Source organism: Salinicola lusitanus (assembly GCF_038648475.1).
Taxonomy (GTDB): Bacteria; Pseudomonadota; Gammaproteobacteria; order Pseudomonadales; family Halomonadaceae; genus Salinicola; species Salinicola lusitanus.
In genome coordinates this window covers 3,637,146-3,663,549 of sequence record NZ_CP151919.1, presented here as the reverse complement: position 1 = coordinate 3,663,549, position 26,404 = coordinate 3,637,146, and the positions used below count along the sequence as shown (strand labels likewise).

Annotated in this window: 25 protein-coding genes; 14 read left to right on the top strand and 11 right to left on the bottom strand. The window is 63.9% G+C overall.

Annotation, left to right across the window (positions count from 1 at the left end; translation table 11 throughout):
• Positions 1-56: 56 nt before the first annotated feature.
• Together AAGT95_RS16510 and gcvT are read left to right on the top strand one after the other, a co-directional pair.
• Positions 57-1,451, top strand: a complete 1,395-nt coding sequence (locus tag AAGT95_RS16510; RefSeq protein ID WP_110600432.1) for an alanine/glycine:cation symporter family protein — start codon at positions 57-59, stop codon at positions 1,449-1,451.
• A 33-nt stretch (positions 1,452-1,484) separates the two neighbouring features.
• Entirely contained in the window at positions 1,485-2,597 is a 1,113-nt protein-coding gene (gcvT, locus tag AAGT95_RS16505; protein ID WP_110599570.1) for a glycine cleavage system aminomethyltransferase GcvT, read from the top strand.
• A gap of 89 nt (positions 2,598-2,686) precedes the next feature.
• On the opposite strand, the gene AAGT95_RS16500 is transcribed toward gcvT, so the two are convergent.
• The 5 genes from AAGT95_RS16500 to AAGT95_RS16480 form a co-directional block, all read right to left on the bottom strand.
• On the bottom strand, positions 2,687-3,298 hold the full coding sequence (locus AAGT95_RS16500) for an alpha-ketoglutarate-dependent dioxygenase AlkB (protein WP_342594502.1): 612 nt from the start codon (positions 3,296-3,298) through the stop codon (positions 2,687-2,689).
• A gap of 9 nt (positions 3,299-3,307) precedes the next feature.
• Positions 3,308-3,862 carry a phosphatase PAP2 family protein gene (locus tag AAGT95_RS16495; protein ID WP_342594501.1) on the bottom strand — a complete coding sequence of 185 codons (555 nt, stop codon included), beginning with the start codon at positions 3,860-3,862 and terminating at the stop codon, positions 3,308-3,310.
• On the bottom strand, positions 3,831-4,988 hold the full coding sequence (locus tag AAGT95_RS16490; protein ID WP_342594500.1) for a glycosyltransferase family 1 protein: 1,158 nt from the start codon (positions 4,986-4,988) through the stop codon (positions 3,831-3,833). Before AAGT95_RS16490 ends, AAGT95_RS16495 begins: the two co-directional genes overlap by 32 nt.
• Positions 4,989-5,127: 139 nt before the next feature.
• Entirely contained in the window at positions 5,128-5,961 is an 834-nt protein-coding gene (locus tag AAGT95_RS16485; RefSeq protein WP_240612338.1) for a murein hydrolase activator EnvC family protein, read from the bottom strand.
• Positions 5,961-6,836: an acyltransferase gene (locus tag AAGT95_RS16480; protein WP_342594499.1), complete on the bottom strand. Its 876-nt coding sequence runs from the start codon at positions 6,834-6,836 to the stop codon at positions 5,961-5,963. Before AAGT95_RS16480 ends, AAGT95_RS16485 begins: the two co-directional genes overlap by 1 nt.
• 409 nt (positions 6,837-7,245) lie before the next feature.
• Here AAGT95_RS16480 and AAGT95_RS16475 point away from each other — a divergent pair, with 409 nt between their 5' ends.
• A complete protein-coding gene (locus tag AAGT95_RS16475; RefSeq protein WP_342594498.1) occupies positions 7,246-8,562 on the top strand; it encodes an MFS transporter in 1,317 nt (438 codons plus the stop codon).
• Positions 8,563-8,668: 106 nt separating this feature from the next.
• On the opposite strand, the gene AAGT95_RS16470 is transcribed toward AAGT95_RS16475, so the two are convergent.
• The 4 genes from AAGT95_RS16470 to AAGT95_RS16455 form a co-directional block, all read right to left on the bottom strand.
• Complete coding sequence (locus AAGT95_RS16470) at positions 8,669-8,938, bottom strand: GrxA family glutaredoxin (RefSeq protein ID WP_110599582.1); 270 nt, start codon at positions 8,936-8,938, stop codon at positions 8,669-8,671.
• Positions 8,939-9,065: 127 nt separating this feature from the next.
• Positions 9,066-9,830, bottom strand: coding sequence for an inositol monophosphatase family protein (locus AAGT95_RS16465; RefSeq protein WP_240612361.1), 765 nt, complete (start codon positions 9,828-9,830; stop codon positions 9,066-9,068).
• 208 nt (positions 9,831-10,038) lie between these two features.
• Positions 10,039-10,575, bottom strand: a complete 537-nt coding sequence (locus AAGT95_RS16460; protein WP_342594497.1) for a response regulator transcription factor — start codon at positions 10,573-10,575, stop codon at positions 10,039-10,041.
• A 42-nt stretch (positions 10,576-10,617) separates the two neighbouring features.
• A complete protein-coding gene (locus tag AAGT95_RS16455; protein ID WP_110599586.1) occupies positions 10,618-11,889 on the bottom strand; it encodes an ATP-binding protein in 1,272 nt (423 codons plus the stop codon).
• 303 nt (positions 11,890-12,192) lie between these two features.
• On the opposite strand from AAGT95_RS16455, the gene AAGT95_RS16450 reads away from it, so the two are divergent.
• From AAGT95_RS16450 to AAGT95_RS16440, 3 genes are all read left to right on the top strand, one after another.
• A complete protein-coding gene (locus tag AAGT95_RS16450; protein WP_342594496.1) occupies positions 12,193-13,782 on the top strand; it encodes a peptide chain release factor 3 in 1,590 nt (529 codons plus the stop codon).
• A gap of 146 nt (positions 13,783-13,928) precedes the next feature.
• Positions 13,929-14,426, top strand: a complete 498-nt coding sequence (gene mscL / locus AAGT95_RS16445; protein ID WP_110599590.1) for a large conductance mechanosensitive channel protein MscL — start codon at positions 13,929-13,931, stop codon at positions 14,424-14,426.
• 3 nt (positions 14,427-14,429) lie between these two features.
• Entirely contained in the window at positions 14,430-15,203 is a 774-nt protein-coding gene (locus AAGT95_RS16440) for a TatD family hydrolase (protein ID WP_342594495.1), read from the top strand.
• Positions 15,204-15,219: 16 nt separating this feature from the next.
• Here AAGT95_RS16440 and AAGT95_RS16435 read toward each other — a convergent pair whose 3' ends face one another.
• The gene (locus tag AAGT95_RS16435) at positions 15,220-16,278 is read right to left on the bottom strand and encodes a folate-binding protein (RefSeq protein WP_342594494.1); all 1,059 of its coding nucleotides are present in this window, start codon (positions 16,276-16,278) and stop codon (positions 15,220-15,222) included.
• 176 nt (positions 16,279-16,454) lie between these two features.
• On the opposite strand from AAGT95_RS16435, the gene AAGT95_RS16430 reads away from it, so the two are divergent.
• The 8 genes from AAGT95_RS16430 (at position 16,455) to AAGT95_RS16395 (ending at position 25,227) form a co-directional block, all read left to right on the top strand.
• Positions 16,455-16,652 (top strand): heavy-metal-associated domain-containing protein, encoded by a 198-nt coding sequence (locus tag AAGT95_RS16430; protein ID WP_110599596.1) that lies wholly within the window; start codon positions 16,455-16,457, stop codon positions 16,650-16,652.
• A gap of 82 nt (positions 16,653-16,734) precedes the next feature.
• Positions 16,735-18,768 (top strand): excinuclease ABC subunit UvrB, encoded by a 2,034-nt coding sequence (gene uvrB, locus AAGT95_RS16425; RefSeq protein WP_110708884.1) that lies wholly within the window; start codon positions 16,735-16,737, stop codon positions 18,766-18,768.
• Positions 18,769-18,789: 21 nt separating this feature from the next.
• Positions 18,790-19,611 carry an endonuclease VIII gene (gene nei, locus AAGT95_RS16420; RefSeq protein WP_342594493.1) on the top strand — a complete coding sequence of 274 codons (822 nt, stop codon included), beginning with the start codon at positions 18,790-18,792 and terminating at the stop codon, positions 19,609-19,611.
• Between the two features lie 178 nt (positions 19,612-19,789).
• Positions 19,790-21,295, top strand: coding sequence for a fumarate hydratase (locus AAGT95_RS16415; protein ID WP_110709361.1), 1,506 nt, complete (start codon positions 19,790-19,792; stop codon positions 21,293-21,295).
• 162 nt (positions 21,296-21,457) lie between these two features.
• A complete protein-coding gene (gene cls, locus AAGT95_RS16410) occupies positions 21,458-22,888 on the top strand; it encodes a cardiolipin synthase (RefSeq protein ID WP_425353329.1) in 1,431 nt (476 codons plus the stop codon).
• A gap of 60 nt (positions 22,889-22,948) precedes the next feature.
• On the top strand, positions 22,949-23,866 hold the full coding sequence (locus AAGT95_RS16405) for a LysR family transcriptional regulator (protein ID WP_342594492.1): 918 nt from the start codon (positions 22,949-22,951) through the stop codon (positions 23,864-23,866).
• Between the two features lie 157 nt (positions 23,867-24,023).
• On the top strand, positions 24,024-25,016 hold the full coding sequence (locus tag AAGT95_RS16400; RefSeq protein ID WP_425353332.1) for a YihY/virulence factor BrkB family protein: 993 nt from the start codon (positions 24,024-24,026) through the stop codon (positions 25,014-25,016).
• Entirely contained in the window at positions 24,955-25,227 is a 273-nt protein-coding gene (locus AAGT95_RS16395; RefSeq protein ID WP_110599602.1) for an acylphosphatase, read from the top strand. Before AAGT95_RS16400 ends, AAGT95_RS16395 begins: the two co-directional genes overlap by 62 nt.
• 209 nt (positions 25,228-25,436) lie before the next feature.
• Here the strand turns inward: AAGT95_RS16395 and AAGT95_RS16390 are convergent, their stop codons facing one another.
• Positions 25,437-26,393 (bottom strand): nucleoside hydrolase, encoded by a 957-nt coding sequence (locus AAGT95_RS16390; RefSeq protein ID WP_342594491.1) that lies wholly within the window; start codon positions 26,391-26,393, stop codon positions 25,437-25,439.
• Between the last annotated feature and the right edge of the window lie 11 nt (positions 26,394-26,404).

Here is a 26,404-nt window from a genome sequence, read left to right as displayed (position 1 = left end):
CGGTTGGCCGTTCTGGCCCGTTCGACAGCAACAACAACGTGAGAATGGAGGTCGACGTGGAGCAACTCAATGCGGTTTTCAGTGCCATCAATGGTGTCGTTTGGGGGCCATTGATGCTGATCTTGCTGTTTGGGGTCGGTATCTACCTGCAGCTAGGGCTCAAGTTGATGCCCATTCGCAAGCTTGGCCTCGGTTTCAGTCTGCTGTGGCAGGGACGACGCAGTGAAGCCGATAGTCGCGACGAGGGCGAGATTTCACCCTTCAACGCGCTGATGACAGCGCTCTCCGCGACCATCGGGACCGGCAACATCGCCGGCGTCGCCACCGCCATTGCGCTCGGTGGGCCGGGCGCGGTGTTCTGGATGTGGCTGACGGCGCTGGTGGGGATGGCGACCAAGTTCGCCGAAGCCGTGCTGGCTGTCCGTTACCGCGAGACCGATTCGACCGGCAATCATGTCGGCGGCCCGATGTATTACATCCGCAACGGGCTCGGCAAGCGGTGGGCATGGCTGGGCGGGCTGTTCGCGTTCTTCGGTGCGGTGGCGGCCTTCGGCATCGGCAATACCGTTCAATCCAACTCCGTCGCGGATGCGTTGACGACCTCATTCGGGGTGCCGGCCTGGCTGACCGGTCTGATCATCATGGTGCTGGCCGGCGCGGTGATCCTGGGCGGGATCAAGCGCATCTCCCGCGTCGCCGGCAAGCTGGTGCCGTTGATGGCCGTTGCCTATTTCGCGGCCGGCGTGGTCGTGCTGGTGCTGAACGCCGACCAGATCGGTGGCGCTCTGGGCACGATCTTCTCCCACGCCTTCCAGCCGATTGCGGCCAGTGGTGGCTTCGCCGGCGCGGCAGTGGCGGCGGCGATCCGTTTTGGTGTCGCCCGCGGGATCTTCTCCAACGAAGCCGGCCTGGGTAGCGCGCCCATCGCACATGCCGCAGCGCAGACCCGCAATCCGGTCCGTCAGGGACTGATCGCCATGCTGGGGACATTCATCGATACGCTGGTAGTCTGCACCATGACCGCGCTGGTGATTCTGACCTCGACCCACTGGCTCGATGGCGAAAGCGGTGCGGGGTTGACCTCGCTCTCCTTCGACAGCGCCTTGCCCGGCTTCGGGCAGCACATCGTGGCGATAGCGCTGTCGATATTCGCCTTCACCACCATTCTCGGCTGGTCGTTCTACGGCGAGAAGTGCTTCCAGTATCTGTTCGGCGACCGCGCGATTCTGCTGTATCGCATACTGTTCGTGCTGGCAGTGCCGGTCGGGGCCATGGCGAAGCTGGACTTCATCTGGTTGGTGGCGGACACCTTCAACGCGATGATGGCCATTCCCAACCTGATCGCGTTGGCGCTGCTGTCGCCGGTGGTGTTCAAGCTGACCCGGGATCACTTCGCCGGCAAGACGGTTCTGCCGGGAGAGGAGCTGGAAGGTCGCGGCCCTAAAGCGTAACGTTTTTCTATCTGCCCTGATCTGGAGACATCCATGTCCGACATGAAACAGACCCCGCTGTTCGCGCTGCATCAAGAGCTCGGTGGCAAGATGGTGCCATTCGCCGGATACAGCATGCCCGTGCAGTATCCGCTGGGCGTCAAGAAGGAGCATGAGCATACGCGCCGGGCCTGTGGGTTGTTCGACGTTTCCCACATGGGGCAGCTGATGGTGACCGGACCCGCGCCAGCGAAGGCGATGGAGACTCTGGTCACCGCCGATGTCGTCGGACTGGCGGAAGGAGGGCAGCGCTACGCGCTGTTCACCAACAGCGAAGGTGGCATCCTGGACGACCTGATGATCGTCAACCAGGGCGACTCGCTGTACGTGGTGGTGAACGCCGCATGCAAGGACCAAGACCTCGCGCTGCTGCGCACCGGGCTCGGGGCGAATCACGATGTCGAGGTCCTCGACCGCGGGCTGCTGGCGCTGCAGGGCCCCGATGCCGCGACCGTCATGCAGCGGCTCTGTCCTGCGGCTTGCGATCTGGTCTTCATGGAGCATGACCGGTTCGAGGTCATGGGCAACGAGATCTGGATAAGCAGAAGCGGGTACACCGGCGAAGACGGTTTCGAGATCTCGGTACCGTCCGAGGCGACCGAAGCACTGGCACGCTGGTTCGTCGATCAGCCGGAGGTCGAGCCCATCGGTCTGGGAGCGCGAGACTCCTTGCGCCTCGAGGCTGGACTCTGCCTCTACGGGCACGATATCGACACGACCACCACGCCTGTCGAAGCCAGCCTCTCCTGGGCGGTGGGCAAGCCTCGTCGCGTTGGCGGAGAGCGGGAGGCCGGCTTCCCGGGCGCGGACAGGGTTCTGCATCAGCTACAGGCCAAGGATCATCGCCGCCGCCGTGTCGGTCTGCTTGGCGAAGGCCGAGCGCCGGTCCGAGAGGGGGCCAAGCTGTTCGACGCGGATGATCAGATGGTCGGGCAGGTCACGTCGGGTAGTTTTGGACCGAGTGTAGGTGCGCCTGTCGCCATGGCCTACGTCGTGGTCGAGGCCGCCGAGAAAGGCGCCACGCTCTATGCCGACGTTCGCGGCAAGCGATTGCCGATGGTGATCACGCCGATGCCTTTCGTACCCGCCAACTACCATCGCGGCTGATCCCCGACATCTCCAGATTTATACCGTTATCTTGAAAGCCTCCTCAATCGGGAGGCTTTTTTTGCCAGCTTTGGCAGGAGCGAGGCTGGCTACCGGATTCGGCGGAAGGTCAGGTTGATCCGGGCGCCGTCGATCGCGCGTGGCGCCAGCGCGTGTTGCCAGCGGGATTGCGCGCCGGGGCCCATCAGCAGCAGGCTGCCGTGGGGTAGCCAGACGTTGAAGGCGCGACGGGCGTCGGCGCGCTTTTCCCGAAAGCGAAGCGGGCGTTCGCTGCCGAGCGAGACCGATGCGACGATGGGATCTGCTCCCAGCTCGGGCTCGTCGTCGCTGTGCCATCCCATTCTCTGGTCGCCGTTCTCGTAGCGGTTCAGCAGTACACTGTTGAAGTCCTGGCAGGGTAGATCTGCCACCTCGAGCGCATGGATCACCCGGTTTCGCAGATCCTCCACCAGCGGGTGCCAGGGCCAGGGCTGCAGGTCGCGACCGGAGTAGCGATAGCTAGCGCCGTCATCGCCCATCCAGCACTGGGAGCGAGGAATCACATGTCGTTTGCCGTAGAGCGACAGGGTCGGCGACGACCATGCGATATCCCGCTCGAGCCGGCGCTGAATGGCGGAGGCCTCGGCGGCGGCGATGAAATCGGGGAGCAGCATCAACGGCGGAGAGGCGGCAACGCATTGCCAGCGGTCAGGGTGGGACATACAGAGGCTTCAGTTCCAGATCATCAACGCCAGCAGGCCGCTGCACCAGGCGAGGCCCGCCCCGATCAGCGCTCCCACAATCACGTCACTGACGTAATGGAGTCCCAGTATCACGCGGGAAACAGCGATCAGGCCGGCAAGCGGTAGGACCACGGGCAGCAGCTGCGGGCTGCTGGCAGCGGTCAGGCTGGTGAACATGACCGCGTGCAAGGTATGGCCGCTGGGAAAGCTGTAGCGATCCACGGGCGGCATGGTGCAGCGGATCGTGGTGAAGGTGATATAGGGTCGCTCACGACACAGGCGAGTCTTCAGCAGCCGGTAGAGCAGGGCGGCGACGCTGGCCGTCAGGCCCCACTGAACCGCGAGCCACCAGCCCTGGCGGCCGTGAAGCAGCGGCTGCAACAGGGCCAGGAACACCCAGGCAGGCCAGTCTCCCAATCGGCTGACGCAGCGGAAGAGCCAGAGTGTCGGGGCATGGCGGGACAGCTCCGCCAGACGGTGGCTGAGCCGGCTCTCGAAGCGATCCAGTCGCTCAAACGTGAGACGTTGAGTGCGTGGCGGCATGTTGGGTCCCCTGAACTTGAATCAACTGCGCAAGAAAGCGATCACCAATGTGGCTCCAGCTCAGGCTCGAGACGCGCTGGTGAGCCTGACGGCCCAATCGTGCGTAGATCGCAGGCTGTCGGCATAGCTCGCTGGCAGCCTGGATGAAGCCTTGGGCATCTTCGGGCGGTACCAGGCGACCATCGATGTTGTCGGTGATCAACTCTCCCGCTGCCGCATGATCGAAGGCCACCACGGCCAGCCCGGAGGCCATGGCCTCCGGCACGACGTTGCCGAATGTCTCCGACAGCGAGGGAAAGATGAACATGTCCGCACTGGCATAGTGCCGTGCCAGCGTTTCGCCTGTCTTGAAGCCCGTGAATACGGCTTCCGGCAGGCGTCTGGCGATCGTCTTGCGTGCCGGCCCGTCTCCGACCAGGACCTGTACCAGCGCCGGATTGACACGCTGCATCGCCGCCATCGTGTCGGCCAGCAGGTCGATATTCTTCTCGCTGGCGAGCCGTCCGACGTAGAGCGCCACCGGCTGGTGCGGACCGGCTCCCCATTCGCGCCTGAGCTCGACGTCCCGGCGCGAGGGGCGATAGCGTTGGGCATCGACGCCCCGGGCGAGTACCGAGACCCGCCGATATCCGCTGCTCTCGAGCATTTGCTGTTGTGCCGCGGTGGGGACCAGGGTCGCTTCGCAGCGATTGTGGAAATACCGTAGACCCCGGCGAGCGATGGGGATGCTCCAGCCGAGATGATAGTTGCTGGCATACTGGTCGAAGTTGGTATGAAAGCCGCTGACCACCGGAATCCGCAGGTGTCGAGCGGCATTCAGCGCCGACCAGCCGAGTGGACCTTCGGTCGCGATGTAGATGGCGTCCGGACGCTCCTGTCGCCAGAGCCGGATCAGCCGGCGGCGACAGGGCAAGCCGATGTGCACGTCGGCATAGATGGGAAGGGCGATTCCCCTGACGTGAATGTCTCGTTCAGCCAGGGCGTCACGCTCGCCATTCACCGGGCTGGGACGAACCAGCTGAAGCAGGACCCCCTTGGATGCCAGATGGCTGGCGAGCTGGCTCAGGGTATGAGCCACGCCGTTGACCTCCGGCGCCCAGGTTTCACTGACCAGGGCTACACGCATCTTTACCACTCCTTCCACGCCAGCGAGGCTCTCCAGCAGTCCAGCCCGATCGCCAACCGTGTTCGAACCGGTTTCCGATACTGGGGGCTGCCGATGACGTCAATGCGTCACGGTAATGACGAATTCATGACACCGTTGATTAGCGTAGCACGCGTGCGGGGTCCACGGGCTTGCCGCCATGGCGGAGATCGAAAAGCAGGTGATAGCGGCTGCTGTCGCTCTCCTTTCCGATCTCGCACAGCGGGGTGCCGGCGGATACCGACTGCCCCTCCGACACCATCAACTTGTCGCAGAACGCATAGACACTCTGCATGTTGTCGGCGTGGTGGAGGATGACGACCTGGCCCAATTGACGCATGCCACTGGCGAATCTGACCTTGCCCGAGGTGGTTGCCCTGGCCGTGGCCGGCGAGGATGTCGTCAGCATCATGGGCTGTAGTGTACCGTGGGCATCTCGTCCGAACCGGCGCTCGATGGTGTAGTTCTCCAAGGGCCAGCGCCAGCCCCTTGCCGACGAAGGGAGCGGGCCGGGATCGGGCAGCGATCGGGATGCCGCCGGTGTTGGCGATGATGGGCGGCGGCCCGCCGAGCCGCCCGCCAGCGGTACCTGGATCAACTGGCCGACGGCCAGCTGCGAGGGATCGATGCCCGCGTTTGCGGCCTGGACACGCTGCGGATTGGCGCCGAAGTATCGCGCGATCGAGTAGAGGGAGTCGCCTCGTCTCACCTGGTAACGGTAAGGGCCGCCACCGGGCGCGCGCTCCTGTTGCGAAGGCAGCAGCAGGCGCTGGCCGACCGCAAGGCGGCGCGAATCCACGCCGGGGTTGAAGCGCTGGAGCCGGAGCAGCGGTATGCCCGCCTGGTCCGCGATCTTGCCCAGCGTGTCGCCACGCTGCACCGTCACCCAGCCACCGCCGTCGGCGATGCGGGCCTGGCCGCCACCCCCGCTCGCGCAGCCCGCGAGCAGGAGCATCAATCCCAGGAGTAGGAGGAGAGCGCCGCGTCTTTTTCCTGCCACAGTGCATTCAACCATGTGTAGAAACGTTCCTTGTATTGGGCATCGTCGTAGCCCCCGTCCAGCATCCACTGCGGCCTGTCGAGACATCTCGCGACGATCGCGACGTCGGCCTCGCGCCCGCACAGGAAGTCCCAGAAGTTGGGTGTGCCCCGACGGTAGTGCAGGGTGACGTCGATGATACCGTCCAGGCGCGGCCCCAGCAGCCCGATCACCTGGGCGACGCCGCCGGCCTTGGGCCGCAGAAGATGGCGGTAGGGGCTCTCCTGAAGGCGCTGCTTCTCGGGCGTGCAGCGAGTCCCTTCGACGAAGTTGTAGATCGTCATCGGCATCTCGCGGGCATGATCGCACATGCGGCGGGTCGCCTGACGGTCCCGCTCGGCGAGCTTGGGATTCCGAGCCAGCTTCTCGCGGGTGTAGCGACGCATGAACGGGAACTCCAGGGCCCACCAGGCCAGTCCGACGATCGGCACCAGAATGAGCTCTCGCTTGAGAAAGAATTTTGGCATCGAGAGGCGACCCGTCAGCACGTAGAGCAGGGCGATGATATCGGTCCAGCTCTGGTGATTGGCCATGACCAGCCACCATCGGCGTGGAGAGAGCGAGTCGGGGAGGTCGGCGTGGATCGTGGGACGAATCCAGCGGCGAATCCAGACATTGTTGGTTTTCACCCAGGCGAGGGCGATCCAGTGGAGACCGCCGAGCACCCCAAGGCGCCAGCGCCGGGTGGGGGTGACCAGTTTCAGTATCGTCAGCGCCACCAGAGGCATACCCCAGAAGAGCGTATTGAGAACCAGCAGCAGGACGCTGACGCACCCTTTCAGGGTCGACATGCCATTCTCCATCAATGACTTGGCTCGATGTTACTGGAATGTCGCCAGGCTGCACAGCGCTTCGGCCGGGATCCCGACGCCGCGTGGTGGTCGACGCGAATTCTGGGGCGGAATCCCGGAAAGGTTGAGATCCATCATTGCCGAAAAACTAACCAATCTAAGACCGGTGTCGGTAGGGTCGGCGGCCATCGCCATCGGCCACCGGAAATGCACAGTGTTATCCACAGAAGATGTGAATAATTCGTGTCGGTCCCCGGAATGCGGGCTTGACGAGTGGTCTCGGCAAGAGCCGCTTCGAGTTGATAGACTGCCGCCGCCATGGCCTTCTGATCTCGACATTCGGCGCTCTTCGACGCGATTCGATGTGCTGCGCCGGGTTTCCCCCATCGACGCCTGACGGAGAACCTCGTTGCGTTCACTACCCGCGACCCTGCCGATCCTGTTCCTGTGTGAAATCAGCTTCCTGCTGGGACACGGACTGATCATGACGCTGCTCGGCGTGCGCATGTCGCTGGAAGCGTTTCCTTCCCAGATGGCGGGTCTGCTCATGTCCTGCTTTTCGCTGGGCTTCGTCGCGGGCAGCTACTGGCTGGAGAAGCGCATACGTAGCGTCGGTCACATCCGCGTGTTCGCGGCCTGTGGGGCGTTGCTGGCAGCGACGGCGATACTCCATGGGCTCTGGGTCAATCCCTGGGCATGGCTGGTCTGGCGACTGTTTGGCGGCGCGGCGACCGCGGGGCTGTTGATGGTGATGGAGTCCTGGGTCTCGGGAGAGTCCACCAACGAGAATCGTGGTCGGGTACTGGGTTGGTATCTGGTGATCTCGACGCTCTCCCTGGCGGGCGGCCAGTGGATGCTCAACATGGCGGATCCGGCCACCTTCGTGCTGTTCTCGGTAGCCGGCGTCCTGTTCGCACTATCGCTGGTGCCGCTTTCGATCCACCGTATCCAGGGGCCGTTGCGCAGCAGTCACGACGTGTCCGCCAAGATTTCGCTGCGAACCTTGATGACTCGGGCGCCGGTCGGGCTGGTAGGGGCGTTCGTGGCGGGGCTCATGGTCCAGGCCTTCTTCGCAATGACCCCTTACTATGGCCAGGAGATCGGCCTCACGACCGCTCAGACCGCGAAATTCATGTCGATCACCACGCTGGTGGCGCTTATCGCGCAGTGGACGCTGGGAAGGGTTTCTGATCGCTTCGACCGCCGCAAGGTCATCCTGTGCATGGCGCTGGTGATGACGATATCCGGCGTGCTGATCGTGTTCGCCGCGAGATCGAGTTACTGGCTGCTGGTTTTCGTCGCGAGCTTCCATACCGCGATGCTGCACACCCTTTATTCGCTGAGCCTGGCCCATACCCATGACTGGCTCGAACCGGAAGAGACCATCCAGGCCAATGCGAAGGTCCTGATGTGTTACGGCGTGGGCTCCATCGTCGGGCCCTTCAGTGCCTCGCTACTGATGCACAGCGTGGGGCCGGATGGCCTCTGGCTGTTCCTCGGCGCGGCCGCGCTGGGTCTGGCGCTGTTCATCGCCTATCGGTTGTGGCGCCGCGAGCCGGTCAAGGCACCGGAGGAGCAGGAGCCGTACACGCCGCTGGTGCCGATGGTGGAATCGACCCACTACATCAACGAGCTGGACCCGCGGCATGGCCCCTACCAGTACGAATTGAATCTGGAGGGGGAGCTGGAAGAGGTACAGGAAGAGTCCGGGCTGCAGTCGGCATGAGCTTGCCTGGCCGCCGCAGGCGCATGCCTGCCGCTGGTCGAAACGGCAGCAGCCGGCGAATGCCGGCTTCTGAAGTGTCTGTCGTGGCGTCGGGCGCCGTTTCCCGTCAGGCGTTTTCGGGCATCAGTGCCTTGTCCCGCACGTACTGGTCGAACTCGGTGAAGCCACCGATATGGGTCTGGTCGACGAAGATCTGCGGCACGGTCTCTACCGGCTTGCCGATGGTCTTCTCCATGTCGGCTTTGGTGATGCCTTCCGCATGGATATCGATGTAACGGAAATCGAAATCGTCTCGCGCCTCCTTCAGTTTTTCCGACAGCTCCTTGGCGCGAACACAGAAAGGGCAGCCGGGACGGCCGAAAATGACAGTCAGCATCGTGTGTCTCCTGTTGCTGGGAAAGGCAATTGGATGGGTGTAAAGCCTGAGAAAAGATGGGGGTTATTCTTTCGTATTAAACCCGCACGGCCCAATAGAGTCTCTCTACGTCCATCATTGCAAGCCACTATGGTTCGAGACGCCGCCCGGCGTCGGCATCCCGCAGCAGATCCCCCAGCGCTCGATGGATGCCGGGCGCTGTGACCAGCAGGTTTTCGCCGTAGAGTTCCGCCGGTAGATTGCGGGGGCATTCGTAGAGATGACTCGTCTTCGCGCCGGCTTCACGAGCGATCAGCAGCCCGGCGGCGAAATCCCAGGGCGAGACGCTTTCATAGTAGGCATCGAGCTGGCCGCAGCCCACATGACAGAGGTCCAGCGCCGCGGAGCCGTTGCGGCGCACGTCGCGGCAGGCGTGCAGGACATGGTTCAAGCGCTTGACCAGCGGGCCGCGTTTGTCGCGCGCGTAGGGAAAGCCCGTCCCGACCAGGCTTCTCTCGAGGGTTTCCGACTGGCTGCACGCCATCGGCTCACCATTGAGATGGGCACCCTGGTCACGCACGGCGGTGAAAGTCTCGCCGAGAAACGGGGCGTGAACCACGCCGAGTTGGACCTCGCCGTCGAACGCCAGGGCGATCGACACGGCGACATGGGCGTGGCCGTAGGCGAAATTGACCGTACCGTCGATGGGGTCCACGACCCACAGCGGGCCGTCCTGTTCGAGTTGGCTGCGGTCCGGGGTCAGTTCCTCGGTCAGCCTTGCCTCGCCTGGAAACAGGGTCTCCAGCTCGCTGGCGATCATATGGTCGACAGCGACATCGATTTCGGTCACCAGCTCGTCACCACCCTTGTACTGGCGGGAGAAATTTTGCTTCCGGCGAGCCTGGACGATCATGTCGCCGGCCTGTCGGGCGATACGGATCACCGAGTCGAGGCGTTGGGGGTGGTCCACGTTGAACTCCTGTCGGGGAAATGGCGTGGTCCCGGCGATCGGCGGAATCGTCGGGACGAACGGGGAACTTGTCTGCATGACGGCGTCGACCGGCCCCATACGGCGAGCCCGATCGACGCAGCGCGATGCCGAGGTGGCGCCGGGCGGTGATCTAGTGCCGCACCGGGCGCTTCTGGAGTTTACGCTGCAGGGTCCGCCGATGCATGCCCAGGGCCCGGGCCGTTGCCGAGATATTGCCGTCGTGTTCATGCAGCACTTTCTGGATGTGCTCCCAGGTGACCCGGTTCACCGAAGGGGGATTGTCGGCGATTTCCACGTCGACATCGCCGCTCTCGCGCTCGAGCGACTGCAGGATCTCATCGGCGTCGGCTGGCTTGCACAGGTAATTGACGGCACCGAGTTTCATCGCTTCCACGGCGGTGGCGATGCTCGAGTAGCCCGTCAGCACCACGACGCGACACGCGGGCGCCACTTCCAGCAGAGCCGGTAGCAGCTTGAGGCCGGAGTCCGACTCCAGCTTCAGGTCGAGCGTCGCCAGGGCGGGCGGTGCTTCCCTCGCGGCCGCCAGGGCCTGGTCATGAGTATGGGCGACGACCACGTCGTAGCCCCGGCGCCGCATGGCGCGCTCCATGACGAAACAGAGTTGCTCGTCGTCGTCGACGATCAGCAGACGTTCCGGATCGCTCATCGGTGGTTCTCCTTGGCGAGTGATTGACGATCGACAGCAGCGCTACAGGCTCTCGCCGACCTTGATGCGGGGGAGCTTGACCTCCGTCAGGGTGCCGCCTTCCTCGTGGTTGTAGAGGCTCACGCCGCCACCGAACCGGTTGACGGTGGCGTGGGTGAGGAACAGCCCGATTCCCATGCCTTTGCTCTTGGTCGAGATGAAAGTGTCGCCCAACTGATCCGCGATCGACATCGGTACGCCCGGGCCGTGGTCGCGGATGTCGATGACCACTTCGTCGGCGTTCCAGTCGAGGCTGGTGACGACGGCATCGGGGCTGGCATCGGCGGCGTTGTTGAGCAGGTTGATCATCGCCTGCTCCAGCGTGGCGTCGACGGCGATGGTCGGCTGGCCGCGCTTGCCGAGCACTTCCAGGCGATGGTTGACATCGGGACGCAGCACCAGCCAGCGCTGGATCAGGTTCTGGAGCCAGGGGGTGGCGCGAAGCGTCTCCGGCTTCTCCAGGCGCCGCCGGTCCGCGTTGGCGACGAGGGTCTGCAGGCGCTGCTTGCAGGTGTCGACCTGATGACGCAGCAGGTCGATATCCTCCACCAGCGATGGCTGGTCGCTGGCCTCGTGGCGCATCTCCTTGAGCAGCACCGCCATCGTCGATAGCGGCGTGCCGAGCTCATGCGCCGTGCCGGCAGCCTGGGTTGCCACGGCCAGGATCTGCTCGTTGCGCAGCGCCGCCTCGCGAGTGCGCGACAGGGTCAGGTCACGTCGCCGCAGGGTGTGCGCCATCTTGAAGATGAAGAAGGTCAACAGGCTGCCGGAAAGAATGAAGTTCAGCCACATGCCCAGGGTATGCAGCTGGACGCCAAAGACGACCGTGCTGTTGGTCAACTGCGGGACCGGCTCGTAGAACAGCATCATGGTGGTGTAACTGGCGGTGGCCGCTATCGCGATGACCCAGGCGTGGAACCACGGTAGGGTGGCGGCGGCGATCCCCAGCGGTACCAGCAGGTAGGTGATGAAGGGGTTGCTCGAGCCGCCGGTGTAGTAGAACAGCAGGCTCAATCCGGCGATGTCGACCAGCCAGTGCAGCAGGTATTCGGTATCGGTGACCGCGCGGGGCCGGCCCAGTCGCCACCAGGTCGCCACGTTGAACAGGCCCATGGCAACGATGACGCTGATGACCGGAAGAACGTGCAACTGGAATCCCAGCACCTCGATGCCGAAGATGATCGCGGCGAGGAAACCGGTCCAGGTGATACCGCGGACGATCGTCAGGCGAACCAGGTTGCGGTTCGGCGTCGAGAGCGGAAGCGGTTGCAGCATGGTCTCTCCGGGATCGAGTCGGGTGACGGCGTCGAGGTCGCCAGCAGCGACGATGGGGCCGGTTCGGCAGCGCCGCCAGCGTCGTCGCCATGTTAACGCAATGCCGGGAAGCGGCGTGAGCCCGGACGTCGCTGTCGGGATGGCGAGGGCAGTGTCCATTTGTCGCAGGTCCGGCCGGCGGTATCCGGCAGGTCGGGCGGCTACAACTCTGCGGGATCAGCGCGTACAATCGCCGCCATCTTCGATTCCCCGCGACCTCCCGGCCACGCCGCGTGAGTGCCGCCCCAGTCAGTGAAGCCTTTCATGTCAGATGCTCAGCTCGCCCAGGAAGCGGCCCTACGCCGCACCTTCGCCATCATCAGTCACCCCGACGCGGGGAAGACGACGATCACCGAGAAAATGTTGCTGTTCGGCAACGCCATTCAGTTGGCCGGCTCGGTCAAGAGCAAGCGGGCGGAGCGCCACGCCACCTCCGACTGGATGAAAATGGAGCAGGAGCGCGGCATCTCCGTCACCACCTCGGTGATGCAGTTCCCCTTCAACGGGCGCATCGTCAACCTGCTCGACACCCCGGGGCACGAGGATTTCTCCGAGGATACCTATCGCACCCTGACCGCCGTGGACTCGGCGCTGATGGTCATCGACGCGGCCAAGGGTGTCGAGGACCGTACCATCAAGCTGATGGAGGTCTGTCGGCTGCGCACCACGCCAATCCTGACCTTCATCAACAAGATGGATCGCGAGACCCGGGATCCCATCGAAGTGATGGACGAGATCGAGACTGTTCTCAATATTGCCTGTGCGCCGATGACCTGGCCGATCGGCATGGGCCGTGCGTTCAAGGGGGTCTATCACCTCTACGACGACGTCATCCATCTCTACACCCAGGGCCAGGGCAACCGGATTCCGGAAGACAAGCGCATCGAAGGACTGGACAGTCCCGAAGTGGACCGGGTGCTGGGCGAGAGCGCGGCGGAAGAGCTGCGGATGGAGGTCGAACTGGTGCGAGGCGCGTCCCATCCATTCGATCTGGAAGCCTACCGTCGCGGCGAGCTGTCGCCGGTCTACTTCGGCACGGCGATGGGCAATTTCGGCGTCCGGGAAATGCTCAACGGATTCGTCGAGTTCGCACCGACACCCCAGGTGCGGGAGACCGATACGCGGGAAGTGGTCGCCGAGGATGGCCGCTTCTCCGGCTTCGTGTTCAAGATCCAGGCCAACATGGATCCCAAGCATCGGGACCGGGTGGCGTTTCTGCGAATCTGTTCCGGCAAGTACGAACGCAACATGAAAATGCGTCACGTCCGGATCGGCAAGGAGGTCAAGATCGCCGATGCGCTCACCTTCATGGCCTCCGACCGCGCCCATGTCGAGGAGGCGTGGCCCGGCGACATCATCGGTCTGCACAATCACGGCACGATCCAGATCGGCGACACCTTCACCGCCGGCGAGGACATGCGCTTCCTCGGCATTCCGCACTTCGCGCCGGAGCTGTTCCGCCGGGTGCGGCTGCGCGACCCCCTGAAGATGAAGGCGCTGCAGAAAGGGCTTCAGCAGCTCTCCGAGGAGGGCGCGACCCAGGTCTTCCTGCCGCTGGACAACAACGACCTGATCGTCGGCGCGGTCGGTACGCTGCAGTTCGATGTCGTCGCCCATCGGCTCAAGGAGGAGTACAAGGTCGACTGCCTCTACGAACCCGTCAACGTCAACACGGCACGCTGGGTCTACTGTCCGGATGCGAAGAAGCTCGACGAGTTCAAGCGCAAGGGCAGCGCCAATCTGGCGCTGGATGGCGGCGACTACCTGACCTACCTGGCGCCGACCCGGGTCAATCTCCAGATGACCCAGGAGCGCTGGCCGGAGATCGAGTTCCGGGCCACCCGCGAGCACTGAGACGCGGCCGTTCTGGCACTGCCTGGGGGAGGCGATTTCATCTTGCCGCTCCCGGGCGGTTGGGCCATGCTGACTAGCGTCGCGGCCCGGTGGATGGCGGCCCCCCTAACCAGCGTCGTGCGATCGACCAAAAAAGGAGAATGTCGATGGCTTCCAAGTTCCTGAAGGAGTTCCGAGAGTTTGCCGTCAAGGGCAACGTCGTCGATATGGCGGTGGGTATCATTATTGGCGGTGCGTTCACGCTGATCGTGCAGAGCCTGGTCAAGAACGTGATGAACCCGATCCTGGGGCTGCTGATCGGTGGTGTCGACTTCTCCAACTTCTTCGTCGTGCTCAAGGAAGGCGCCACGGCGGGACCCTACGCCTCGCTCGCCGCCGCCCAGCAAGCTGGCGCCGTCACTCTGGACTACGGCCTGTTTCTCAACGCCGTGATCAGCTTCGTCATCGTGGCCTTCGTGGTATTCCTGCTGGTGCGCAGCATCAACCGCATGAAGCGCGAGGAGGCCGTTGCGCCCAAGGCGCCGACGGACAAGGCCTGCCCCTACTGCTTCATGACGATCCCGGTCAAGGCGACCAAGTGCGGCCACTGCACCGCCGACCTGCCGGTCTCGGACCCCGAGCCGCAAGGAACAGCCGCGACCTGAGTCATGCTGTTCGACGCCCACTGTCACCTCGATTTCGACAGTTTCGACGCCGATCGCCAAGCCGTCTTCGAACGTGCCCATGCGGTTGGCGTTTCGCGTTTCATGGTGCCGGGAACGACGCGTGAGCGCTGGGGGGCGGTGTTGAGCCTGGGAGAGCGTGCCGACGTGGTCGTGGCGCTCGGGCTGCACCCCTATTTCATCGCCCAGCACGCCGCCGGTGATCTCGAGGCGCTGGAGAAGGCCGTGGCGCCCGGCGATCGACTCGTCGGCATTGGCGAGTGCGGGATCGACGCCAGATTCGAAGCGACGCTGGAGCGTCAATGGGAGCTGTTCGAAGCGCAACTGCAGCTGGCGAAGCGGTATCGGCTGCCGGTCATCATCCACTGCGTCCACGCCGATGATCAGGTGGCCAAGCGACTGAAGCAGCTCGATCTTCCGGCGCGCGGCCTGATTCACGCCTTCGGCGGCAGCCCGGAACAGGCCAGGCGTTTCGTGGATCTCGGCTACTGGCTCGGGCTTGGCGGTGCTGTCACCTACGATCGCGCCAAGCGCTTGCATCGGGCGGTAAGGGCGATACCCGACGACGGCTTCGTGCTCGAGACCGATAGCCCCGACATGCCGTTGGCCGGGCGTCAGGGGCAGCGCAACGAGCCCGCCCATCTCGACGAGACCCTGGCCCGTGTCGCGCTGTTGCGGGGCCAGGATGCCGACTGGGTCGCCGCCAGCGCCTGGGACAATACCCACCGGCTCTTCCGACTGGAGGCGGCGTCGCTCTGAGTGGGCGCCGTCGTCGTCAGGCGGTCGCGGTCCCGTCGACGACGGACTCGGGATCGAGACGTTCGAGCGGATAGGGCAGCTCGCGCAACACCAACTGACGTTCGCCGACGAACAGAGGCGATTCCTCGTCCTGGCTGGTGTTGAGAACGGCCAGGACGGCGCATGAATCGGAAACGTCGTCGTTGACTGCCTGGAATATCTCGCCCACGCGCTTGGCCTCGCCATTGCGAATCTCCTCGCCGATAACGGGCAGCGAGCTGCCTTCCAGCGAGGCGATCCGCAGGCGCCTTTTGACCTGGCCCCGGAAATGCGCCCTTGCCACCACTTCCTGGCCGGTGTAGCAGCCCTTGCGAAAGCTGATGCCGCCCAAGGCTTCCCAGTTGATCATCTGCGGCAGAAAGGCGTCGCTGTGATCGGCGGTGAGCCAGGCGACGCCGGCATCGATATCCGCACGCCGCCACAGGATCGTATTCGCGGCGCTGGCGGACCGGCTCAACGACTCCCATCGTGTTGCGGCCTCGGCGGCTGGCAGGATCAGCATCGCGCGGGGCTGGCCGGCGGGCTGGCGCAAGGCGACGATGCCCTCCTGTTGGGTCATGTGCCAGTCGAGACGGGGCAGGTCGGGCAGGCCGGCAACGGACGTCCACGACTCGGGGCGCCCGATCATGCCGATCAGGGCCAGATCCTGGCGATGGCTCAGCGTCACCTTGTAGAAAGGGGCGTATTTCCCGAGATGCGTCGCCAGGGAAGCGGCCAGCGAGGCGTGCAGCAGCAGCCAGTAGCGTTCAGCGGATACCTTGAGCACTTCGGCATTGGCGATCATGCGCCCCTTCGGCGTACAGAAGGCAGTCAGGGGCGCGAAGTCGCCATCCGCATGCTCGACGTTGGCGCTGGTCTGACCCTGCAGAAAGCGAGCCGCATCGGGGCCGTCGCATTCGAGGATACTCAGGTGGGTGAGCGGTACCAGGTGTGTGCCGTCACTGGCGGAGCCGTGATCGCTGTTCGGGAACACCCAGTCGTGCTCATTCGACTGGCGTCCGCCCTGGGCCGTGAGATATGCCAGCCAATCGTCCATCCGATGCCTCCTGTGAAAACGGTTGTCGGTACCGGCGTCGGCGGTACCGGAGTGTGGTGTCTGGCCTCAAGATGGCGGCGATATCCGGCCATTGCAACGCCAGGTCGCGCAAACGGCGTGCTAGTCTATGCTGTCTGCCTGAAATCGTCGTGGAAGACCGTTGTGGAGAGTCTCGCATGTCCCGTATCAATCTCACGCTGAGCGGCGTATCGACGCCGGAAGACCTCAATCGTGTCACGACCGCCCTGATGATGGTGGATGGTGTCGAAAGCGTCGATATCGGCCGGGAGTGGGCCGAGGTGGAAGGGCGTGTCAACCGCGACGCGCTGATCGCGGCGGTGGAGGCGCTGAAATCGGGATTTACCGCTCGGTGATCGTGGCTCGCCCCCCGAGCGATGGCACTCTAAGTTGCACCTCGCCCTTGAATGACGGTCGTTTGGACCCTAATTAGTCACCATGAACAAACCTTTCAAGATTCAATCCAAGTATCGTCCGGCCGGTGATCAGCCGGCCGCCATCGAGGGGCTGGTCCGCGGCCTGGGTGCCGGTCTGTCTCATCAGACGCTGCTCGGCGTCACCGGCTCGGGCAAGACCTTCACCATGGCCAATGTCGTCGAGACGCTGCAGCGTCCGACCATCGTGCTGGCGCCGAACAAGACCCTGGCCGCCCAGCTCTACGGCGAGTTCAAGAGCTTCTTCCCGGATAACGCGGTCGAATATTTCGTCTCGTACTACGACTACTACCAGCCGGAAGCCTATGTCCCGTCTTCCGACACCTTCATCGAGAAGGACGCCTCGATCAATGACCATATCGAGCAGATGCGGCTGTCCGCAACCAAGGCACTGCTGGAGCGTCGCGATGCGCTGATCGTGGTCTCGGTCTCCGCGATCTACGGTCTGGGCGACCCCGAGCAGTACATGAAGATGCGGCTGCACTTCAATCGAGGCGAGCAGATCGACCAGCGCAGCTTCCTGCGGCGGCTGGCGGAACTGCAGTACACCCGCAACGATGCCGACTTCCGCCGCGGCACGTACCGGGTCCGCGGCGACGTCATCGATGTCTTTCCCGCGGACGCCGAGGACGAGGGCGTGCGAGTCGAGCTGTTCGACGACGAGATCGATTCGATCCGGCTGTTCGATCCGCTCACCGGCGAGGTGCGCGGGCAGGTACCGCGGATGACCATCTACCCCAAGAGTCACTATGTCACGCCGCGGGACACCATCCTTGGCGCGATCGAATCGATCAAGCAGGAGCTGGCGGATCGACTCGAGTACCTGCGCAAGCACGAGCGCCTGGTCGAGGCGCAGCGTCTGGAGCAGCGCACGCTCTACGATATCGAGATGATGCTCGAACTGGGCTACTGCAACGGTATCGAGAACTACTCCCGCTATCTCTCCGGACGCCCGCCCGGCCATGCGCCGCCGACGTTCTTCGACTATCTGCCGGACGACGCGCTGCTGTTCATCGACGAATCCCACGTCAGCGTGCCGCAGGTCGGCGGCATGTACCGCGGTGACCGGTCGCGTAAGGAGACGCTGGTCGAGTACGGCTTCCGCCTGCCGTCGGCGCTGGACAACCGACCGATGACGTTCGAGGAGTGGGAGGGCATCGTGCCGCAGACGGTGTTCGTCTCGGCCACGCCCGGCCCCTACGAGGCGGAACACGCGGGGCAGGTCGTCGAGCAGGTGGTACGCCCGACCGGTCTGGTCGACCCGCAGATCGAGGTGCGTCCGGCCACGACCCAGGTCGATGACCTGCTCTCCGAGATCCGGCTGCGCGTCGACGTCGGCGAGCGGGTGCTGGTCACCACCCTGACCAAGCGCATGGCGGAAGACCTCACCGAGTATTTCGACGAACACGACATCCGCGTTCGCTATCTCCACTCGGACATCGACACGGTGGAGCGGGTCGAGATCATCCGCGATCTGCGCCTGGGTAAATTCGACGTCTTGATCGGCATCAACCTGCTGCGCGAGGGGCTGGATATTCCCGAAGTGTCGCTGGTCGCCATTCTCGATGCCGACAAGGAGGGCTTCCTGCGCGCCGAACGCTCGTTGATCCAGACCATCGGCCGGGCGGCACGCAACGCCCACGGCAAGGCGATTCTCTACGGGGATCGGGTCACCGACTCGATGCGGAGGGCGATGGATGAGACCGAACGCCGCCGCAACAAGCAGATTGCGCATAATGAGCGCCATGGCATCACCCCGATGACCGTGACCAAGTCGGTGGCCGACATCATGGAAGGGGCGCAGGCGCCCGGCAGCCGCAAGGGGGGCCGCAAGCGCACCGAGCAGTTGGTGGCGGAAGCCCCGGGCGAATACACCCGCGAGGCCCTGGGTCAGATGAGTGCGCCGCAGTTGACCAAGGAGATCAGCAAGCTCGAGGATCGCATGCACGAGGCGGCCCAAAATCTCGAATTCGAGCAGGCCGCGAAACTGCGAGATCAGTTGCAGACGCTCAAGTCCAGGTTGCTGGAGCTGGGATAGGCGAGGTCAGGAAGCGCGAGAATGCCGGAAGGACCGGAAATACGCCGCGTCGCGGATCGGTTGGGGAAGGTCCTGGTCGGCAGACCGCTGGTCCAGACCTGGTTCGCCTTTGCCGAGATCGCGCCGATGGCCGGGCGCCTGGGCCGAAGCCGGGTAACGGCGGTCGACTGCTGGGGCAAGGCGCTGTTGATCACCTTCAGCGATGGGCACGTGCTCTACTCCCACAACCAGCTCTATGGCGTCTGGCGTATTCACCGTCGCGGCCACGCGCCGACCTCGGGGCGGACGCTACGTGCCCGGCTGACGACCGCGACCCATGCCGCCAGTCTCTACAGCGCCTCGGACATCTCTCTGTGGACCACCGAGACCGTTCGGCAGCAGCCATTTCTGGCCCGCCTGGGACCGGATCTGCTGACTCACGACGTCTCGGTGGGGAATATCGAGGCGCGGTTGACGGAGTCCCGCTTCGCGGGTCGGGGGCTTGGCGGGCTGCTGCTGGATCAGGGGTTCTACGCCGGTATCGGCAACTATCTTCGCTCGGAGATCCTGTTCTACGCCGGGTTGTCGCCGAGACAACGCCCCAGGGATCTGACGGCCGCACAGCGCCAGCGACTGGCGCGCGTCATCCTGGCCACGATCCAGCAGGCCTATCGACAAGCCGGGGTCACCAACCGTCCCGTGTGGCGCAAGCGCTTGCAGCGGGCCGGGGAGCATCGCGACCAGTGGCGGTTCGCCGTGTTCGACCGCGAAGGCCTGCCATGTCACGCCTGTGATTCGATCATCGTTCGCGAAGCCGCTGCCTCTCGGCGCCTCTATCGTTGCCCCGTCTGCCAGCCGGAGTGACGAAACTCCATTGACGGGGTCAGCAATACCTTCAGGTTTATACCGTTATCTTTCACGGCTGATGAAAGTTGCAAACTGCCAATCTTCGTTCGCTAGGGTATGATTGGCGCCCTCGAAGCTACCGACCCGCGGACGATCGAACCGTCGGGCAGTTACCGTGACCAGCAGGAGACCGATGATGACCGTGATCCGCCAGGAGGATCTCATTCAGAGCGTGGCCGATGCGCTGCAGTACATCTCCTATTATCACCCCAAGGATTTCATCGATGCCATGCACGCGGCCTACCAGCGGGAAGAGAACCCCGCGGCGCGCGATGCCATCGCTCAGATCCTGATCAACTCCAGGATGTGTGCCACCGGCCACCGGCCGATCTGTCAGGACACCGGCATTGTCACGGTCTTCGTTCACGTCGGCATGAACGTGCGCTGGGAAGCCGACATGAGTCTCGACGACATGGTCAACGAAGGGGTGCGCCGCGCCTATCTGCTGCCCGATAACGTGCTGCGCGCGTCGGTGCTGGCCGATCCCGATGGCAAGCGCAAGAATACCGGTGACAACACGCCTGCGGTGATTCATCACAAGCTGGTGCCGGGCGACACGGTCGAGATCCACGTCGCGGCCAAGGGTGGTGGCAGCGAGGCCAAATCCAAGTTCGCGATGCTCAATCCCTCCGACAACGTGGTCGACTGGGTGCTGGAGCAGCTACCCAAGATGGGCGCTGGCTGGTGTCCGCCGGGCATGCTCGGCATCGGCATCGGCGGCACCGCGGAGAAGGCGATGGAACTGGCGAAGGAGGCGCTACTCGATCCGATCGACATTCAGGCACTGCAGGCGCGCGGTGCCGGCAACCGGGCCGAGGAGCTGCGCCTGGAGCTGTTCGACAAGGTCAACCGCAGCGGCATCGGCGCCCAGGGGCTGGGCGGTCTGACCACGGTGCTCGATATCAAGGTCAAGGATTACCCGACTCACGCTGCCAACAAGCCGGTGGCGATCATCCCCAACTGCGCCGCGACCCGTCACGTGCACTTCACGCTGGATGGCAGCGGCGCGGCTGTGCTGCCGGCACCGAAACTCGACGATTGGCCCGAGATCACCTGGGAGGTGGGAGAGGGTGTGCGGCGGGTCAATCTCGACGAGATTACCCCGGAAGCCGTGCGCGAGTGGCAGCCGGGCGACACCGTGCTGCTGTCGGGCAAGCTGCTGACCGGGCGCGATGCGGCGCACAAGCGCATGATCGACATGCTGGCCAAGGGCGAGTCGCTGCCGGTAGACCTGAAGAACCGCTTCATCTACTACGTCGGCCCTGTGGATCCGGTGGGTGACGAGGTGGTCGGACCGGCAGGACCCACCACGGCGACGCGGATGGACAAGTTCACACGGACGCTGCTCGAGCAGACCGGCCTGCTGGGCATGGTCGGCAAGGCCGAGCGCGGCCCGCTGGCGATCGAGGCGATTCGCGACAATCAGGCAGTCTATCTGATGGCTGTCGGCGGCGCCGCCTATCTGGTCGCTCAGGCGATCAAGAAGGCCGAGGTGATCGCGTTCGACGACCTGGGCATGGAAGCGATCTACGAGTTCGAGGTCGAGGACATGCCGGTCACGGTGGCCGTGGACCACCTGGGAACATCGGTTCACCAGACGGGGCCCGCCAAGTGGAAGGAAATCATCGCCGAGCGGGTCTGAGCGCCAAGTGACGGAACCCGTCGGCAAGCGAAGTCGGCTGCTATTGCGTCAACGGAACCCGTAAAGAAGAGAGCCCCTGTGGGGCTCTCTTCTTTTTTCGGTATGATGTTGGTTAGGCTGACGATTTCTGGCGGAGAAGATGACAATGCAGCGTTGCGGAAAATGTCGGACATGACCTTGCTGATCGGCTGGCTGTTGTTCGTTTCTCACGTGGCCGGGATCGCCACGGCAATCATGGCGCTGATGTCCAGCCGCACCTCGCAGGGTGCCGTTGCCTGGATCGTGACGCTGATCAGTTTTCCCTATATTGCCGTGCCGATTTTCTGGACGTTCGGCCGCCCGAGATTCTACGGCTATGTCTCGGCGCGGGGGGAGCGGGACACCGTGCTGCGCCAGGTTCTTCAGCGTTATCGGCCAAACATGGAGTCGTTCATTTCGCGTCCGGAAGCCGTCAGCGGACGTATTCGTGCGGTCGAGGAGCTGGCTCGCATGCCGATGACCCGAGGCAATCGCGCGGAGTTGCTGATCGACGGCGGTGCCACTTTCGACAGCCTTTTCGAGGGGATCGATCGTGCCGAAGACTATATCCTGGTCCAGTTCTTCATCGTGCGCGCCGACGAGATTGGCCTGGCCTTCAAGCGCAAGCTGATCTTCCAGGCAGAGCATGGCGTCAATGTCTATTTCCTCTACGACGAGATCGGTAGTCGAGGGCTGCCCGGCGGTTATCTCAGGGACCTGGAAGAGGCCGGAGTCAGGGTCTCTGCCTTCAACTCCTCGCGCGGCTGGCGCCATCGATTCCAGATCAACTTCCGCAATCACCGCAAGATCGTGGTCGTCGATGGCCGAGTGGGCTGGACCGGCGGGCTCAATGTCGCCGACGAGTACCTGGGCCGGGTCGAGCGATATGGGCCTTGGCGCGATACTCACTTGAAGCTTCAGGGCCCGAGCGTGCTGGCGCTGCAGGAAGCGTTCTGGGAGGACTGGTACTGGGCAACCGGCGACATTCTGGCGCTGGGTTGGAAGCCCAGGCAGATTCCCGATGCGTCCCAGCACGTGGCGATCGTGCCTTCCGGTCCGGCAGACGGGCGCGAGACGGCCAGTCTCCTGGTTCAGCACGCCATTCATGGCGCACGTCATCGGCTCTGGGTGACCAGTCCGTATTTCGTTCCTGATCACGGCGTCCAGGACGCACTGACCCTGGCGGCGCTCAGGGGCGTCGACGTCCGGGTGCTGATTCCCGAACGTCCGGATCATCTGCTGGTCTTCCTCTCCGCCTTTGCTTTCCTGCCGGAGATGATCCGCAACGGGGTCAAGATATACCGTTATCAGCCTGGTTTTCTGCATCAGAAGGTGCTGTTGGTGGACGACCACACCTCAATGGTGGGCACGGTTAATCTGGACAATCGGTCCTTTCGGCTCAACTTCGAAGTCACCGCCTATGTCCCCGACAAGGTCTTCGCGGCCTCGGTTTTCGAGATGCTCGAACGGGACTTCGCCAGCAGCCGGCAGGTCAGCCAGCGCGAACTCGAGGAGCGGCCGTTGTGGCGCAAGCTGGTATCGCGCGCCACTTATCTGCTGTCGCCCGTGCAGTAGCGCTGCCACTGGCCTGGCGGCCGACGTCACCAACGCTTGAAGGGTTGCCGGGAGGCACCATTGAATCTAGAAACCAAATGGCTCGAGGATTTCGTGGCCCTGTCCAACACGAGGAGTTTCTCGGCGTCGGCGCGCCAGCGGCATGTCACTCAACCTGCGTTCAGTCGGCGCATCCGTTCACTGGAACAGGCCGTCGGCGCCACCCTGGTGGACCGCTCGACGACACCGGTCAGTCTCACGCCGGAAGGGCAGCTCTTTCTGGTGACGGCGAGAAACATGGTCGAGCAGCTCAATGACAGCCTGGCGCACCTACGCGGTCTGGCCATGGACAACGAAGCCTTGGACATCGTTGCCGCCCACTCGCTGGCACTGGCCTTCTATCCGCCCTGGATCTCGCGCTTGCAGAAAGGTGTCGGGGAGCTGCCGACCCGATTGGTCGCCATGAACGTGGGCGATGCCATTCACGTCCTGCGGGAGGGCAACTGCGACCTGATGCTGGCCTACCACGATCCCTATGCCACCATGCAGCTGGACGCCGAGATATTCCCCTCGTTCTCCATCGGCCAGGTCAAGATGATCCCCGTCAGCGTTCCGGATACGAGCGGCAAGCCGAGGTTCTCGTTCGATGGCGACGGTCCGATTCCGTTCCTCTCCTACACCCAAGGCGCCTTTCTCGGCCGCAGCGTCCGCATGTTGCTCAAGAACGAGCCCGGGCGCATGCGTCTCAAGACCGTCTACGAGACGGCCATGGCGGAAGGGCTCAAGGGCATGGCGTTGCAGGGCGTCGGGCTGGCCTGGATTCCGGATTTCTGTATTCGTGACGAGCTGGCGAACGGAAAGTTGGTGCGCGCCGCGGAGAGCGACTGGGATATCCCGCTGGAAATTCGCCTGTATCGATGCTCGCTGGTCCACAAGCCCGGTGTCGAGAAGCTGTGGCGCCGCATGATGAAGCTCCCCAGCGATTTCCTGCGGGCATGAGGCGAACCGATAGCGGTGGCGTGTCGCCGACCAGCACGGGAAATCCGGAAATCTCGTCTAGACTGCTGGTGTATCGTCCACAGGCCTCGCACCGTCGAGGCGTTGACGTTCATCTTTGCCGCCCTCGGTGACAGCAGACAACAGGGAACTCAACTTGATACCCCTTTACTCCAAAGCCGTCTCTTTCTGCCAGTACTGGTTCGCCGTCGTTCGCGATTCCATCAAGTTGTGGCTCGACCGCAACGCCTTCAGCTACGCTGGCTCGCTGGCGTTCTACACGCTCTTTTCGCTGGCACCGACGGTCATCATCGCGGTAACCGTGGTGGGGCTGTGGCTGGGTGAGGATGCCGCCCGGGGCGAGATCGTGCACCGCCTGCAGGATACGCTCGGCCCCTCGGCGGCCAGCGCGATCGAGAGTGCCGTCGCGCAATCGAGCATTCAGGCCTCGGGCATCCTGCCGACGGTGGCGGGCTTCGTCACGCTGCTCATCGGTGCGACGACGGTGTTCGGTCAGATGCAGTTTTCACTCAATACCATCTGGGGTGTCGCGCCCAACCCGGACCGCAACAGTATCTTTCTATTTGCCAAGAAGCGTCTGCTGTCGATGGCCGTCGTGCTGGCGATCGGGTTCGTGCTGCTGGTGTCGCTGATCTTGGGCATCATCGTGCAGGCGACGTTCAGCTACGCCGGGGATTGGGTCCCCGGCAGCGTGTTCCTGCTCGAGATCGCTCAGTACGCCTTGTCCATCGTGGTCATCACGCTGTTCTTTGCCGCCATCTTCAAGGTGCTGCCGGATGTCGTGCTCTCCTATCGCGACGTGCTGCTGGGCGCCCTGGTGACAGCGGTGCTGTTCATCATCGGGCGCAACGCGATCGCGGCCTATCTGGCGCACACGGCAACGGCTTCGACGTACGGGGCGGCGGGTTCGGTCGTGCTGGTCCTGCTCTGGGTGTACTACTCGTCGCTGATCCTGCTGTTCGGCGCGGCGTTCACCCGAACCCATGTCCTGGCCAAGGGCGGCAGCATCATTCCTCGCAATACGGCCGTGGCAGTGCGCCATGAAGTGATCAGAAAGGAGGAGGCATCTCATGACTCATCGGACGATCAAGGCCTGGGTGAGCGGGAGAGTCCAGGGCGTCAGCTATCGTGAACATGTACGTCGTCACGCGGAGCGCTGGGGCATCACCGGTCATGCGATCAATCTCGAGGATGGACGCGTCGAGGTAACCGCCCATGGCGAGGCCATCGCCATCGCCGAGCTGATCGATCAACTGTGGGAGGGCTCCCCGGCCGCTGACGTCACCGATGTCACGGTCGAAGAGGCGACGATCGCGGCACCCGCGAGCTTTACCACAGGCTGAGACTCCGACAGCCAAGCGCCGGCCGAGAATCGACCAGCGGTAGCCGAGCAAAATCGGCGAAGGCGGTCCCGGTTGACGCGGCAATCGATCGCTAACGTGGTACGGGTGGGCACAGGCGTTTACCGGCCGGCGCGCAGGCCGTGCCCGGCGGTATCGGATCGCGGTGGAATCTCGCCCGCTCGCCTGGCCGGCGCTCGGGCGAGCCGGTTTCAGTGCGAGGGCGGAGTGGCCAGCGTGTCGACGATCCAGTCGATGACGCCCGGGCCATCGGCGTTCATGCAGATCTCCGCCACGTTGCCCTGGGACCAGCGGGGATCGACGAACTCGCGTCGTTCGGGGGCCATCAGGGTCTGGCCTTCGGCCAGACCGTCGGTGACCACGCTCAGGTAGCCGCGCTCGACGCGGAACAGGTCCGGGCGCATCAGCCACACCAGCGCACAGCTATCGTGGGGGCAGCAGCCATCGATGCCCAGCGCCTGCTGGTAGAAGGCGCGGTAGAAGTCATAGCTCTCGCCCAGTACCTTCCCCAGGCGCCCCTGGGCTTCGACGATCCGCGCCATGCTCTGCGGATCCAGCACGCAGCGGTGTGTCGCGTCCAACCCCACCAGTGTCAGCGGCCAGTCGGCCTGCAATACCCGGGCTGCGGCATGGGGGTCGTTGAAGATATTGGCTTCCGCGACGGGCGTCACGTTACCGCCTTCACGGATCGATCCGCCCATCACGACCACGCGCTTGACCTTGTCGACCAGCGTCGGGTCGAGCTGCAACGCGGCGGCCAGGTTGCCCAGCGGGCCGACGGCGGCCAGCACGACTTCGCCCGGCCGGGCGTTGACCTGCTCGACGATGAATTGGGCGGCACTCTGCTTCAGCGCCTGGGTGGAGACCTGTGGCAATTCGATGTTGCCCAAGCCGTTGTCGCCGTGGATGTGCCCCGGCGGCGGGTTCTTGGGCTTGACCAGCGGCCCGGCGGCCCCCTGGGCAACGGGAATCGACTGACCGGCGAGCTCCGCGAGCAGCAGCGCATTCTGGGTGGCCACTTCGATCGTGACATTGCCGAAGGTGGTGGTCAGGCCCAGTAGCTCGATATCCGGGTGGGCCAGCGCGATGGCGATGGCCTGGGCGTCGTCGACTCCGGGGTCGGTGTCGAAAATGATGGGCGTCGGCATGAGAATTCCTA

Bases quoted from the DNA above. Each gene is read 5' to 3' on its own strand.
- gcvT (WP_110599570.1), top strand. From the start codon at position 1,485: ATGTCCGACATGAAACAGACCCCGCTGTTCGCGCTGCATCAAGAGCTC.
- AAGT95_RS16500 (WP_342594502.1), bottom strand. From the start codon at position 3,298: ATGTCCCACCCTGACCGCTGGCAATGCGTTGCCGCCTCTCCGCCGTTG.
- AAGT95_RS16495 (WP_342594501.1), bottom strand. From the start codon at position 3,862: ATGCCGCCACGCACTCAACGTCTCACGTTTGAGCGACTGGATCGCTTC.
- AAGT95_RS16490 (WP_342594500.1), bottom strand. From the start codon at position 4,988: ATGCGTGTAGCCCTGGTCAGTGAAACCTGGGCGCCGGAGGTCAACGGC.
- AAGT95_RS16485 (WP_240612338.1), bottom strand. From the start codon at position 5,961: ATGCTCCTGCTCGCGGGCTGCGCGAGCGGGGGTGGCGGCCAGGCCCGC.
- AAGT95_RS16480 (WP_342594499.1), bottom strand. From the start codon at position 6,836: ATGTCGACCCTGAAAGGGTGCGTCAGCGTCCTGCTGCTGGTTCTCAAT.
- AAGT95_RS16470 (WP_110599582.1), bottom strand. From the start codon at position 8,938: ATGCTGACTGTCATTTTCGGCCGTCCCGGCTGCCCTTTCTGTGTTCGC.
- AAGT95_RS16465 (WP_240612361.1), bottom strand. From the start codon at position 9,830: ATGATCGTCCAGGCTCGCCGGAAGCAAAATTTCTCCCGCCAGTACAAG.
- AAGT95_RS16460 (WP_342594497.1), bottom strand. From the start codon at position 10,575: ATGAGCGATCCGGAACGTCTGCTGATCGTCGACGACGACGAGCAACTC.
- AAGT95_RS16455 (WP_110599586.1), bottom strand. From the start codon at position 11,889: ATGCTGCAACCGCTTCCGCTCTCGACGCCGAACCGCAACCTGGTTCGC.
- AAGT95_RS16450 (WP_342594496.1), top strand. From the start codon at position 12,193: ATGTCAGATGCTCAGCTCGCCCAGGAAGCGGCCCTACGCCGCACCTTC.
- mscL (WP_110599590.1), top strand. From the start codon at position 13,929: ATGGCTTCCAAGTTCCTGAAGGAGTTCCGAGAGTTTGCCGTCAAGGGC.
- AAGT95_RS16440 (WP_342594495.1), top strand. From the start codon at position 14,430: ATGCTGTTCGACGCCCACTGTCACCTCGATTTCGACAGTTTCGACGCC.
- AAGT95_RS16435 (WP_342594494.1), bottom strand. From the start codon at position 16,278: ATGGACGATTGGCTGGCATATCTCACGGCCCAGGGCGGACGCCAGTCG.
- AAGT95_RS16430 (WP_110599596.1), top strand. From the start codon at position 16,455: ATGTCCCGTATCAATCTCACGCTGAGCGGCGTATCGACGCCGGAAGAC.
- uvrB (WP_110708884.1), top strand. From the start codon at position 16,735: ATGAACAAACCTTTCAAGATTCAATCCAAGTATCGTCCGGCCGGTGAT.
- nei (WP_342594493.1), top strand. From the start codon at position 18,790: ATGCCGGAAGGACCGGAAATACGCCGCGTCGCGGATCGGTTGGGGAAG.
- AAGT95_RS16415 (WP_110709361.1), top strand. From the start codon at position 19,790: ATGACCGTGATCCGCCAGGAGGATCTCATTCAGAGCGTGGCCGATGCG.
- cls (WP_425353329.1), top strand. From the start codon at position 21,458: ATGTCGGACATGACCTTGCTGATCGGCTGGCTGTTGTTCGTTTCTCAC.
- AAGT95_RS16395 (WP_110599602.1), top strand. From the start codon at position 24,955: ATGACTCATCGGACGATCAAGGCCTGGGTGAGCGGGAGAGTCCAGGGC.
- AAGT95_RS16390 (WP_342594491.1), bottom strand. From the start codon at position 26,393: ATGCCGACGCCCATCATTTTCGACACCGACCCCGGAGTCGACGACGCC.